The sequence below is a fragment of the Ruminococcus sp. AM26-12LB genome, assembly GCF_003480785.1.
GTDB lineage: Bacteria > Bacillota > Clostridia > Lachnospirales > Lachnospiraceae > Blautia_A > Blautia_A fusiformis.
This window is the reverse complement of record NZ_QUJX01000007.1, coordinates 13,901-26,832: the sequence shown is the minus strand read 5'-3', so window position 1 is coordinate 26,832 and position 12,932 is coordinate 13,901. Positions and strand designations below refer to the sequence as shown.

Here is a 12,932-nt window from a genome sequence, read left to right as displayed (position 1 = left end):
AATTTCTTTCTATTGCATATCATCTTTTATTAATTATTTTATTAAAGTAATTACATTATTATTCTTTTCTTCTGATCTGTCAAGATAGTTTTCTATGATTCTGCTTATTGAACAAGTTTGCAGCTTTGTTTTTATGCACATTCCATAATTATCGGTAAACGGAATAGTCAAGCGAATATTCGCAATACGCTTCGCTACTTGCTCATGACCGAATAACTCCTTCGCGGTTTATCGGTTAAAAAACAAAGCCTGCGGATTCAGCATTTCTGTAATCATATGCTGAATCCACAGGCTCCTTATACGCTTTAATAAATAATTTTATAGAAGTATGATATTCCTTTCCGGCAGGTTTGTAAAGGCTTTTATCAATACCAGCGTGTCATCGGCAGATCATTATTCACACCCTTGGTCATAAGAATCTGGTGAAGATCGATAATTCCGTTGTGGAAGGTTGCCGCACATGCTGACAGGTACAGATCCCACATACGCAGGAACTCTTCGTCAAACATAGTCTTTTCTTTTTCAATATTGTCCCGGAAATTCTTTTCCCAGTGAAGCAATGTCTTATTGTAATGCAGACGGAGATTTTCGATATCCAGGGTATGGAAATTGTCCTCTGCCATATGGTTCAGGATCTCACGTAAGCTCGGAACAGTTCCGCCCGGGAAAATATATTTCTTGACCCACGGGTCACCCGGATGCTCCTTCAGAGCACTGATAAAGTGAAGCAGAAACAGTCCGCCCGGCTTCAGAACCTTTTCCACACAATCAAGAAACAGCTGATAATTATCACGTCCAACATGCTCCAGCATACCGACACTGACAACACGGTCAAACTGATACTCCTTCTTCGGCAGATCACGGTAATCCATCAGCTCTACCGTAAGATAATCTTCCAGCCCCTGATCCTTAATCCGTCTCTGAAATTCTGCATACTGTTCATGACTTAAGGTGATACCGGTACCATGAACCTTATATTTCTTAGCTGCCTCGATCAGCAGAAAACCCCAGCCGCAGCCGATATCCAAAAGACTCATACCCTCTTCCAGATGTAATTTTTTAAGGATATAATCAACTTTATTTACCTGTGCCTGATACAACGTATCATCCTCATGGATAAAATACCCGCAGGAATAACTCATAGTCTCATCCAGCCAAAGTTTATAAAAGTCATTTCCAATATCATAATGGCTGGTCACTTCCTTTTCCTGGTTCTTCTTTGATGTTGAACTGAACATGATTTTTTTCAGAGCAGATTCATTGGTAGAAAATTTCCCCATCTGACCTAGAAAATGATCCAGCGCTTCATAAAGATTTCCCTCGATATCCAGATCCCCACGCATATACGCCTCACCCAGTGCAAGGGATGTGCTCTTCATCAGATCCGCCAGAGGAATCGCTTTCTTAAAATTCACCGTAAATGTAGGTTCACCCTCTCCGATGTGATACTCGGAATTCTTGAACTTTACCAGAAATGGATAATCTGTAAAGCGTTCAAGGAACTGCACCATTGCTTTCTCTTCCGTCTTCTCCTGTAATGTCTCAAACATAATAGTCTACCTCCTTTAGCACAGCACTATGATACACCCGGAGGAAGGCTTTATGTCAAGGGAGATATACAACAAAATTTTATCAATAAAATGAGAATATTTGGTAAAACTCTTCCTTATAATTATTTATAGTTATCCAAATTAACTCGATATTTAAAGTCCACATTTAACCCAGCCCTCAAAAGCACTGACATTTTCAAAACATAATCGTCAATTATATATCATTTCCCGATAATCATCTTTGTATTTTATGCATTTTTTATTGCTTTATATATAATTCAGACTTATAATAAAAGATACAAAAAAAGAGCGAAAACCATATAAAAATCCAACACTGGAGGGAACCTTATGAACGAAGAACTTTTTAATGAAGCATCAAAATCCAACATCCTGTCAAAACAGCTGGTCGATCAACTTCAGGAAAGCATGACCTACAGCAGCATCTCCTTCATCAATTGGACCATCGAAGTCCTCAAGCTCCTGAAAGCCCGCATCGAACGCGGCGACAAGATCAAAGATGAGACCACCGGCGTGATCTACGATTTCTACACCTTCCGCCAATTTGTAGAAACCAACTTCTCCACCTACATCACCGGCCAGGTCTTCAACACCTCCATCCGGTCCCAGAAAGTCTACTTCACCCTGGAAGCCTGCCCAGGCGGCTACAACCTCCTCATGGCAGACTCCGGCAACGAAAAAACCTACCGCTGGATCTCCAGCTTAAGCAAACGCTTCTCCCTGGTAGAAATGATCGCCACCGGAATCGTCTACGTCAAAGACAACCGGACCGACACCTACCAGCCATTTATCTCCGAAAACGGCAAATACTGCAAATACAACAAAGACCTGGGAAAACTCATAGAACTCTGATCAAAACGGGGAATCCGCCAACGGCAGATTCCCCTTGATTTTTTCTCAGATTTCTTTCAAAAAATCAAATGGTTCTTCATCTTTCAAAAAATGCATCAGCATATAAGCACACATGATCGCAACCCTCTCCTCCTTCAGGATCCTCCTGATCTCATCCCGGTCCGCGATCACAACCTCGATCTCCTCACTATCCTCCTGAGCAGCCTTACTAACCTCACCACTGGCATACCCATAAACCGTAGCACAGGATTCATCCGTCATCCCAATCGTCGTAAAATAAGGCTTCTCAAAAGCCTCCGCAACCTTGATCGGCTCCAGCTTCAACCCGGTCTCCTCAAACATCTCCCGCACAGCACCCTCATGGAAATCCTCCCCAGGCTCCACAAGCCCCGCCGGAAACTCATAAATATACCCGCCGATCGTATACCGATACTGACGGATCAGCACAACCTTATCCCGCTTCTCTCCATAAACACTGTAAATGATCACCCCATCCGGATGATTCTCCCCTGTAGAAAGCTTCATATCCTCCACACACTTCGCCCTGGAGGCCACAAAATAAGAAACCGGCGTATCATGTACACTGGTCGCATCCACTCCATAAAGATTCACGAACTTATTATCTGTAAGTTTTTTCACACTATTGATCTTACCCATCTGAAAAACTCCTTCCCGAAAATTTTTTCTAAAAACATTTTATCCCATCCAAAACCAAAGGTCAATTTTTTATACTTACACTCCCTTCACAATAGTGCTATAATAAATACCCTGCTATAAAATTTAAATTTACTTATTACATTACCAAACAGCTACTGTAGACAAGAAAGAAGGAAAAAACATTGAAAAATCAGACCAATGCTGCCCAGGCCGAAAACCCTCTGGGAACCGCCCCTGTAGGCAGCCTGATCGCCAAATTCGCCATTCCCGCCATCATCAGCATGCTGGTCAGCGCTCTGTACAATATCGTTGACCAGATCTTTATCGGCCAGGGCGTAGGAATGCTTGGAAACGCCGCCACAAACATCGCATTTCCCGTAACCATTATCTCTACTGCTGCTGCATTGCTCCTGGGAATCGGCAGCGCCTCCAATTACAACCTGGAAATGGGCGCAGGAAACGAAAAAAAAGCCAGCTCCATTGCAGGAACCGGACTCTCCACGCTGATAATCTCCGGTACGATACTCTCTGTCATTGTCCTTCTGTTCCTGAAGCCACTGCTTCATTTTTTCGGCGGAACACCGGACGTCATGCCCTATGCCATTGATTACATAGGGATCACCGCCATTGGACTTCCCTTTTATGTTTTAAGCACAGGCGGCAACCACCTGATCCGAGCAGACAGGAGTCCTACCTATTCCATGGCCTGCATCCTGGCCGGTGCCGCCATCAACACCATCCTGGACCCGCTTTTCATCTTTGGATTCGGCTGGGGCATCAAAGGTGCAGCCTGGGCAACCGTGATCGGCCAGATCGTATCCGGACTTCTGATCATCTTTTATTTTTCCAGACTCCGGAAAATGTACCTGGACCACTCCATGCTGATTCCTAAGGCACGCAATCTGTCTGCCATTTTTTCTCTGGGAATGGCATCCTGTATCAATCAGGTTGCCATTGCTGCAGTGCAGATCGTCATGAACAACACACTTCGCCATTACGGAGCACTCTCCGCCTACGGGAGTGATATTCCAATCGCCTGTGCAGGGATCATTTCCAAAGTCAATCAGGTATTTATGGCCATCTGCATCGGAATCTCCCAGGGCTCCCAGCCCATCTTGGGATTTAACTACGGTGCCGAAAAATACAGCCGTGTACGCCAGACATACCGCTATTCCGTAACCTTATGTACTGTGATCGCAACCATATTTTTTATCTGCTTCCAGTTCTTCCCGCATCAGATCGTAGGCATCTTCGGAAACGGCAGCGACCTGTACTTTCATTTTGCAGAAAAATATCTCCGCATCTTCATGCTGATGACCTTTGCCAACGGGATCCAGCCTATGTCCGCCTGCTTTTTTACCTCCATTGGAAAAGCCAGGCTTGGTGTGATTATGTCCCTCACAAGGCAGGTACTCTTCCTGCTGCCTCTGATCGTCATCTTCCCGGTCTTCTTCGGAATCGATGGCGTCATGTACGCAGGACCAATTGCAGATACCTCTGCATTTGTGCTGGCCGTTGTTTTTGCCAGACGTGAGCTTGGAGTCATGAAAGCTGCAGAACAAAACGCCTGACATAAAAAATGCCATGTAATTTACTGCCCATCGGCAATATATTACATGGCATTTCTCACATTCTCAGATATTTATCTGAAACCACCAATTTCTGATCTTTTCTTCATCCTCCGGCAGCTGCTTATGATCAGTCACCCTTCAGTACAACACGGATCTTCTTATAAATTACAAATACGATCAGAGATGTCAGTGCATATTTAAAGATATTAAACGGAGCAATGATCAGCAGTGCAAAGGTAAGCAGTCCGTTTACGGAGCTGTGTACTGCGCTTCCCATCTGGATAAAGGTCTCGATCGGCATTCCAAACGCCTTACCGTAAGCTGGAAGCAGCACAAAGGCATTGACAAAGCATGCAAGGATCGCTGTCAGAACTGTTCCCACTGCCATACCTGCAACTGCATGTACTCTGCTCTTTTTGTGACGGAAACGATAGATCAGACCGGCCGGTACCACATAGGCACATCCAAACAGGAAGTTGGCAACATCACCAACACCGGCAGTCATGGTTCCCTTCGTCACAAGATGTACGAGAATCTTCACAAGTTCGATCAGGATACCTGCCACAGGTCCCATAGCGAAGGTTCCTACCATAACCGGTACCTCGGAAAAATCAAGCTGATAAAAAGACGGTGCAAGAAACGGGATCGGAAACTCAAGATTCATTAATACTCCTGCCACAGCACCAAGCATGGCTACCTGCGCGATGGTCCTTGTTCTGCTTCTTTCCACGGCATTTCCTCTCTGTAATATCTGTTCACTCATAACTCTCTCTCCTTCTTCAGAAATATTCAAAGAAAATTTCCACAAGAAATCTTTATGCGAAAAAAATTTCTATTTCTTCACATAAAAAGCCCCGGGAGCTTCTTCCCGGGGCACTGAGCACGTTCTTTAAATACTGCGCGTTCTTCTCTCATCCAGACTTTACTGTCGGTTCCGGAATTTCACCAGATCAGCCGCCAAAGCGGGTCGCGGACTATACCGCCGGTAGGGAATCACACCCTGCCCCGAAGAAATTTTCTTTTTTATGAGTTCATTATAACGCGCTCTTTTTATAATTACAAGGCTTAATTCTGTCACAGAAGCATTCTGCTCCATTTATATAAATCTAAGATCCACTCCTTTATGATCAAACCCAGATTTTCTTTACCGTACTCCAGCTACTGTAAAGAACCTTTTTTCCGACTCTTTTATATGACCGGATGCGGACATAATAGGTCTTTTTGTTTTTCAGTCCTGATATCTTATATCTGGTCGCAGACTGTTTTCCAACTGTGACCGTTTTTCTTTCTTTTGTAAATCTGCTGTCTGCTGCAAACTGGATCTGATAGCCAGTTGCCTGTATATTTTTTTTCCAGCTTGCGGTAAAGGATCTGTTTGCTTTTTTCAGTCCTGTCAGCAGAGTTTTTGGAGGCAGGATCTTAAAGGTAAGCGTTTTGTTGATACGACTGTATTTTCCGGTCCCTCTGACCTGCACAGTTCCAATTCCGGAATTTTTATTATTTTTGTAATACAGCTTATAAGCACTCGCACCGATCTTCTTTCCATTTACAGTTACAGTTACTGATGGCCGGATGGATTTTCCCGTACAAGTGTAAGAGGTTCTGTTTAGCTTAACATTGCTGACAAACCTTTCTGTCTTTTTTATGATCTTGAAATGAATGGTTGCGGTACCTTTATAATAACCGGTACCATAAATGGTTACCGTTGCCACACCCGGATACTGATTATCCTCGTAGTACATATAATAATCTTCGCCGGCTTTCAATCCGGGAATTACGATGGCAGGTGTGAGTTCTTTTCCTGTATATATCTGATCAGCTATTGGATCCGCAGCCGGTAGTTTTCCGTAAATAGTAAAATATAATGTTTCCGATCCTTTATAATTGCCGATTCCCGTGAGCTCTGCACGAGCTTCACCAGGCTTTTCATTATTAACATAGGTTACCGTATAATCTTTTCCCTGTACCAGTCCGTCAATTACCACTTCCGGTTCCACTTTTTTTCCTTTAAAGGTGGTTTCCAGGTATGTTTCATTATTTTCCGCAAAATAGCACACATACATTCCATTTTCATCTGGCGTAATCTTGAAACTCCGCTCTACTGTACCGCAGAAAATATCTTTTCCCGTGATCTTTACAGTCGCAGTTCCTGCATTGATGTTATTTTCATAAGTTACTTCATAATCGGAGCCCTGCTCAAGTTCCGGTGCGGATTCACTGGATTCTATTTCAGGTTCATGGCTTTTTCCATTATATTCATAGTCTGGAGTGATCTGTTCAAACCATTCATTCTGAAGCGGTATCCGGTTGTCTGCTGACAGCTCCACAAACGTGTAGCCACGGTCCTCTGCGTATTTCTGAAGTGTGGAATCCTTTTTTCCCGCGATCAATGCTGAATCCCTGAACGCATCATCCGCCCAGACAGTATCTGTGCTCAGTACTCTTATCCTGCACCCGGAAGACAGACGAAGTCCATTTTTCCCAACTGATTTTACAGATGCGGGAATTATAATATCACGGATCCCTGAACTGCTCTGGAATGCATATTCACCGATTTCTTCCAAGCCTTCGTTCAGGACAGTTTTCGTAAGCGACGAACAGTTTCCGAATGCACCTTCTCCAAGGCTTCTGACACTTCCCGGGACTGTTATGGAAGAAACATTTACACAGTAATAAAAAGCATAGTCTCCCACGCTTACAGTTCCATCCGGGATCTGGTAATCTCCGGAACGTCCGGACGGAAACACGATCAGTTTTGTGCCATCCTTGCTGAATACCACTCCGTCTTTTTCAGAAAAATACGGATTTTCCGGATCTACTTTAATTTCTGTCAGACTGGACTCAGACAAGCCCTCCACAAAAGCAGCCAGCCCTATAGATGACACGTTTTGGGGAATCGTAACAGATTTCAATTTCTCACAGTTGTAAAAAGCATTCTTTTCGATGGTTGTAAGCGAATCCGGCAAAGTAACAGACTCTATATCAGAAGCCTGGGTGCAATACTGGAAGGTACTGTTTCCAAGAACCGTTACTTTTCTTCCGTCAATAGTATCCGGAACTACGATATTTGTATCTGTCCCTTCATACTGATACAGCCTGAGTGTTCCATCATTCAGGATCTCATAAGAATAGTCATAGTCCATTTTGGACAATTCATAATGTCTGGGGGCATTTCCCGTATATCCGCAGTCAACCAGATATCTTTCTCCGTCAATGATGACTACGGAGTTCCTGTGACCGCTTCCCGCCCCCGGATCATTTGCCGCATACCTTGCATACACGGTCAGTCCCAGTTTTTCGCACATATAGTTCACTGCGCTGGTATTGGCCCAGCAGTCTCCGCCGCCATCCAGCATCAGGCCTGTATAGCCGGAATGATACTGACTGTAATTGAAGTTGTTGGCAAGCCATCTGGCGATCGTCTCAACCTTTTTATAATCGGACATTTCCGCAGTAATATTTTCTTTGAGGAATGTATCCATTTTTTGTTCTGCGTAATACTCCGCATAATCTTTAAGTATGAATTTATAATAAACGGTACTGTTTCCATCCTGTACAGAGATCAGGGTCTCTCCAAACATGTATTCCCACTGGCTCTTTACGTCATTTCCGTTTTTGTCTACATAGGTTACATACTGCATTTTAGGAGTAACAAGACCAGTTTTGCTGACTTTCGCAGTATAACCAGAAACAACCGTATATACCGGATTTTTGCCGGATGTCTGGATCTGATAAGATGTCTGCATGGTATCCGGCATGGAGATCACACTGCTGTAGGTATCATTCATCGCATACAGATATATTTCTGTGCTCTCTACATCTGTTTCTTTTTCGGAAGTGCCTGCTGCCGGAATATCATCTGTGAATATATCTTCCTGCTGCTCCTGGTTTTCTCCGTCACCAAAAATTTCTTCCGGTGCCGCAGCCTCCTCTGTTCCTTCTGCTTTTCTGATGAACGCCGAAGGTTCTTCCAGAGTTGATTCTCCTTCAGAATCCTGTTGTATTTCCTCACTCTCTGAGCTTTCAGCTTCATCCGTTTCCGTTCCGATATCTGATCCCGGAAACTCTTCTTCTGTAATCTGATCTGTGCTCACGGCAGTATCTTCTTCCGTGATCTGATCTGTGTTTACGGTATTTTCTGATTCTTCAGAATTCCCGTCATCTGTAAAAGTATCAATGGTGTCTGTCATATCCGTCTGTGCGTCTGTAAAATCTTCGGCCGCCACCGGTCCACATGGAACAACAGACATACATAATGACAGACCAAATGCTATCAATTTTTTCGGAAATTTCATTTCGTACCTTTCCTTCCTTTTTATGTAAACCGTTTATATGTAAGTTCTGTTTTTATTATAACGCGGCCCTGTCTTTTCGCAAGCTGCAATAATGTCCCCTACTCTGCAAAAAACCGCTGTGATCTTCATTTTAGATCACAGCGGTTTATGTTTTATTATCGGAACATCAGACTTTCCACAATTTCAGCATTACTGTTCTTTCCATATCCGCATTCGATCAACCAGTTTTCTGGCTGGATACTGCCAACACCACGTTCTACTGTGATGCTGCATGCTCATATGCATTCTGTATTCTTACAGAATATCGATATGCTCTCCTGCAAGTGCCTTGTTCATGCTTCGTACTGCGCAGAATTTACCACACATGGAGCAGGTATCATCATGCTCCGGTTTGCGCTCGTTCCAGATACGTTTTGCTGTTTCCGGATCCATGGCGCATTCCCACTGTGCCTCCCAGTCAAGCTTTCTTCTGGCATCTGCCATCTTGTCATCGATCTCACGGGCACCGCGGACACCTTTGGCAATGTCTGCTGCATGAGCTGCGATCTTGGATGCCATGATTCCCTGTTTTACGTCCTCAAGATTCGGAAGTGCAAGGTGCTCGGCCGGTGTTACATAGCAGAGGAATGCTGCTCCGGACATAGCTGCTACTGCGCCGCCGATCGCGGATGTGATGTGGTCATATCCCGGTGCAACGTCAGTTACGATAGGTCCTAATACATAGAACGGTGCACCCTGACAGATGGACTGCTGTACTTTCATATTTGCCTCAACCTGATCAAGTGGCACATGTCCCGGTCCCTCAACCATAACCTGAACGTCCTTTTCCCATGCACGTTTGGTCAGCTCGCCAAGGCGTACAAGCTCCTCGATCTGGCATACGTCTGTTGCGTCAGCCAGACATCCCGGACGGCAGGCATCACCAAGAGAGATGGTCACATCATACTCGCGGCAGATATCCAGGATCTCGTCGTAGTATTCATAGAACGGATTCTCCTCACCGGTCATACACATCCATGCAAATACAAGAGATCCTCCTCTGGAAACGATATTCATTTTTCTCTTGTGATTACGGATCTGATCGATGGTCTTTCTTGTGATTCCACAGTGAAGAGTTACAAAGTCAACACCATCCTGTGCATGGAGTCTTACTACATCGATAAAATCTTTAGCTGTCAGCGTATCAAGATCTCTCTGATAGTGGATAACGGAATCATAAACCGGAACGGTTCCGATCATTGCCGGACACTCGGATGTCAGCTTGCGTCGGAACGGAATGGTATTTCCGTGGGAAGAAAGATCCATGATAGCATGGGCGCCCATGTTTACAGCTTCCATTACTTTCTGCATCTCTACATCGTAGTCCTTGCAGTCTCTGGATACACCAAGGTTTACATTGATCTTGGTGCGGAGCATGGAACCTACGCCCTCCGGATCGATACATTTGTGATTTTTATTTGCACAGATTGCCACCTTACCGGAGGCTACCAGCGGAAGCAGTTCCTCTGTTGTCATGCGTTCCTTCTTAGCTACGATCTTAAGCTCAGGTGTGATGATGCCTTTACGGGCTGCCTCCATCTGTGTACTGTAATTTCTCATGTAAAAAAAATCTCCTTCCATAAATTCTTTGTGTTTATACAACAAAAAACCGGCTGCTGCAACGCATACGCATCACGGCAACCGGCTCTTACTCTTACGTACTTAATGAAAATCTTCTGTACTTCTGATCTCTTCTGTACTCTCTGATCTTCTGTGTCTTTAAGAATCCTTCGTGCATATGTCCCTACGTTGGCATTATCCAAATCAGGTTATGGGTCAAGACATTTACAGTCTACTCTCAGCTCGCTTCAGCGGGCCCCCCGGTTTTCATATGTTGGGGACGTTTGTTCGTCCATGTGGTTATTATAGTATACCGGCTAAAATTTGTAAACCACAATTCTGCATTTTATGACTTTTTCTTTCGACAGAATCTGCCATTTTATCTCTCAAACTCCCCGGAATCTTTCTTTACAGACATTCTTCCACAGCTTTGCTGTTCCCCGTCAGGAGGATATCCGCAATCCGCATTCACTGCTTATTGCTTTTCGCAATTACAGCAGTCGATTTCCCTGATCCGATCAATCTCTGCAAGGTTTTCTGCACCTGCACGGCGGATCCCCGCAAAAATGGAACCCGCAATATTGTGCCATACACTGAAGATCGCGCCCGGAAGTGTTGCAAGTGGATTGGCTGCAAAATTAGCTGCCGCCAGTGAGACAGCAAGGCCACTGTTCTGCATGCCTACCTCTATAGCTATAGCTGTTGTTCTGGAATACTCCACATGGAAGATTTTTGCAGCCAGAAATCCCAGCATCATACCACAGAAATTGTGGATCGCCACTACTCCAAGCACCAGAACTCCACAGCTTACGATCTTCTCTGCATTTACAGCCACAATTCCTCCGATGATCATAACAATAGCTACAACCGACACCAGCGGCATAACGTCGGATACCTTATCCACATGCTCTCCCGCAAGGCTCCGAAGAAAAACTCCCAGGAGAACCGGGATCAGAATTACCTTTACCACAGAAAGCACCATGGCCCAGAAGGATACTTCCACCCAGGCTCCTGCCAGAACATATACAAGAAACGGTGTCATCAACGGTGCTGCCAGTGTGGAAACTATAGTCATTCCCACAGAAAGCGCCACATCACCTCCTGCGATATAGGTGATCACATTGCTGGCTGTTCCGCCCGGACAGCATCCCACCAGGATCACTCCCAGTGCCAGATCTGCCGGAAGGTTCATCACTTTACACAGAAGCCAGGCGATCACCGGCATAATGGTATACTGAGCCACTGCACCGATCACCACTTCTTTGGGTCTGGAAAAAATTGCCCGGAAGTCATCCAACTTTATGGTCAGGCCCATACCAAACATGATCACTCCCAGAAATACAGATGTATAGTTCGTCATCCAGGAAAATCCGTCACGCCAGAAAAAAGCCAGGCAGGAAAAAGCGATGATAATGATCCCGATATATCTGGATGCAAGGCTGCTGATAATTCCGATTTTCTTTAAAACTTTTCCCATACATTATACCTCGTAGCTGAAGTTGTCGATCAGTCTTGTTTTTCCGATGTAAACGGCCATTGCTACAAGAACGCTACGGTCAGCTTTTTCCACCGGCTGCATGGTAAGTGCATCTACCATGGATACATAATCGATCTTTGCCAGAGGCTCTGCTTCGATCACTGCTCGCATTTTTCCGAGAAGCTCTTCTGCCGGGATTCCTGCGTGAATGGCTTCCTGTCCGGCTTTTACTGCCTTTGACAGGCAAAGAGCTGCTTTTCTCTCTTCAGGGCTTAAGTATGTATTTCTGGAGGATTTTGCAAGTCCGTCCTCCTCACGGATGATCGGACAGCCTACGATCTCAATATCGAAGTTCAGATCACGCACCATCTTGCGGATGATGGCCAGCTGCTGTGCGTCTTTCTGTCCGAAATATGCTCTGTCCGGTGCCACAATGTGGAACAGCTTGGTCACAACGGTACACACACCTTTGAAATGGATCGGACGTGTTTTTCCGCAAAGTGTCTCTGACAGAGTATCTATACTTACAAATGCGTGGGGATCATGATACATCTCGGAAGGCTCCGGGCAGAAGATCAGGTCTGCTCCCAGGCTTTCGCAGAGTTTGCTGTCACGCTCAAAGTCTCTCGGGTAGGCTTCCAGGTCCTCGGTAGGACCGAACTGTGTAGGATTGACGAAATCGGATACCACTACGATATCATTCTGCTCTCTGCATTTTTTGATCAGGCTTGCGTGTCCCTCATGGAGAAATCCCATGGTTGGCACAAGGCCTACTGTTTTTCCTTCTTTTTTCCACGCTTTGATCTGTTTTCTTGTTTCTTCTACTGTTTTTGTTACCTGCATTGTGCTCTCCTCTTTTCCGGTTCTGGAACCGGTTTTCTTTATAGATTCGAGATAGCCTCTTTTCTGAATT

9 protein-coding genes and 2 riboswitches are annotated in these 12,932 nt (G+C 44.8%); of the genes, 2 read left to right on the top strand and 7 right to left on the bottom strand.

The genetic code is table 11. The annotated features are described in order from the left end of the window. Nucleotides 1-365: 365 nt before the first annotated feature. A complete protein-coding gene (locus tag DW694_RS06505; RefSeq protein ID WP_015526215.1) occupies nt 366-1,550 on the bottom strand; it encodes a cyclopropane-fatty-acyl-phospholipid synthase family protein in 1,185 nt (394 codons plus the stop codon). Between the two features lie 348 nt (nt 1,551-1,898). On the opposite strand from DW694_RS06505, the gene DW694_RS06500 reads away from it, so the two are divergent. Further along, complete coding sequence (locus DW694_RS06500; RefSeq protein ID WP_015526216.1) at nt 1,899-2,420, top strand: hypothetical protein; 522 nt, start codon at nt 1,899-1,901, stop codon at nt 2,418-2,420. Nucleotides 2,421-2,465: 45 nt separating this feature from the next. Here the strand turns inward: DW694_RS06500 and DW694_RS06495 are convergent, their stop codons facing one another. Further along, nucleotides 2,466-3,077: an NUDIX hydrolase gene (locus DW694_RS06495; RefSeq protein WP_118752727.1), complete on the bottom strand. Its 612-nt coding sequence runs from the start codon at nt 3,075-3,077 to the stop codon at nt 2,466-2,468. Nucleotides 3,078-3,259: 182 nt separating this feature from the next. Between DW694_RS06495 and DW694_RS06490 the strand changes: the two genes are divergently transcribed. Continuing rightward, a complete protein-coding gene (locus tag DW694_RS06490) occupies nt 3,260-4,648 on the top strand; it encodes an MATE family efflux transporter (RefSeq protein WP_286186888.1) in 1,389 nt (462 codons plus the stop codon). 127 nt (nt 4,649-4,775) lie between these two features. Here the strand turns inward: DW694_RS06490 and DW694_RS06485 are convergent, their stop codons facing one another. From DW694_RS06485 to panC, 5 genes are all read right to left on the bottom strand, one after another. Then, nucleotides 4,776-5,411, bottom strand: coding sequence for an ECF transporter S component (locus DW694_RS06485; RefSeq protein WP_015526219.1), 636 nt, complete (start codon nt 5,409-5,411; stop codon nt 4,776-4,778). A 136-nt stretch (nt 5,412-5,547) separates the two neighbouring features. After that, a riboswitch (FMN riboswitch) is annotated at nt 5,548-5,665 on the bottom strand. 110 nt (nt 5,666-5,775) lie between these two features. Then, nucleotides 5,776-8,943 (bottom strand): fibronectin type III domain-containing protein, encoded by a 3,168-nt coding sequence (locus DW694_RS06480; protein WP_118752726.1) that lies wholly within the window; start codon nt 8,941-8,943, stop codon nt 5,776-5,778. A gap of 294 nt (nt 8,944-9,237) precedes the next feature. Continuing rightward, complete coding sequence (thiC, locus tag DW694_RS06475) at nt 9,238-10,542, bottom strand: phosphomethylpyrimidine synthase ThiC (RefSeq protein ID WP_118752725.1); 1,305 nt, start codon at nt 10,540-10,542, stop codon at nt 9,238-9,240. A gap of 164 nt (nt 10,543-10,706) precedes the next feature. Next, nucleotides 10,707-10,815, bottom strand: a riboswitch (TPP riboswitch). Nucleotides 10,816-11,017: 202 nt separating this feature from the next. Next, the gene (locus DW694_RS06470; RefSeq protein ID WP_114001791.1) at nt 11,018-12,019 is read right to left on the bottom strand and encodes a bile acid:sodium symporter family protein; all 1,002 of its coding nucleotides are present in this window, start codon (nt 12,017-12,019) and stop codon (nt 11,018-11,020) included. A 3-nt stretch (nt 12,020-12,022) separates the two neighbouring features. After that, nucleotides 12,023-12,862 (bottom strand): pantoate--beta-alanine ligase, encoded by an 840-nt coding sequence (gene panC, locus DW694_RS06465; protein ID WP_022426185.1) that lies wholly within the window; start codon nt 12,860-12,862, stop codon nt 12,023-12,025. Nucleotides 12,863-12,932: the final 70 nt, after the last annotated feature.

What these genes read in the sequence shown, in the direction of transcription:
- DW694_RS06480 (WP_118752726.1), bottom strand. Translation starts at nt 8,943, where the DNA reads ATGAAATTTCCGAAAAAATTGATAGCATTTGGTCTGTCATTATGTATG.
- DW694_RS06470 (WP_114001791.1), bottom strand. Translation starts at nt 12,019, where the DNA reads ATGGGAAAAGTTTTAAAGAAAATCGGAATTATCAGCAGCCTTGCATCC.
- panC (WP_022426185.1), bottom strand. Translation starts at nt 12,862, where the DNA reads ATGCAGGTAACAAAAACAGTAGAAGAAACAAGAAAACAGATCAAAGCG.
- DW694_RS06500 (WP_015526216.1), top strand. Translation starts at nt 1,899, where the DNA reads ATGAACGAAGAACTTTTTAATGAAGCATCAAAATCCAACATCCTGTCA.
- DW694_RS06485 (WP_015526219.1), bottom strand. Translation starts at nt 5,411, where the DNA reads ATGAGTGAACAGATATTACAGAGAGGAAATGCCGTGGAAAGAAGCAGA.
- DW694_RS06495 (WP_118752727.1), bottom strand. Translation starts at nt 3,077, where the DNA reads ATGGGTAAGATCAATAGTGTGAAAAAACTTACAGATAATAAGTTCGTG.
- DW694_RS06505 (WP_015526215.1), bottom strand. Translation starts at nt 1,550, where the DNA reads ATGTTTGAGACATTACAGGAGAAGACGGAAGAGAAAGCAATGGTGCAG.
- thiC (WP_118752725.1), bottom strand. Translation starts at nt 10,542, where the DNA reads ATGAGAAATTACAGTACACAGATGGAGGCAGCCCGTAAAGGCATCATC.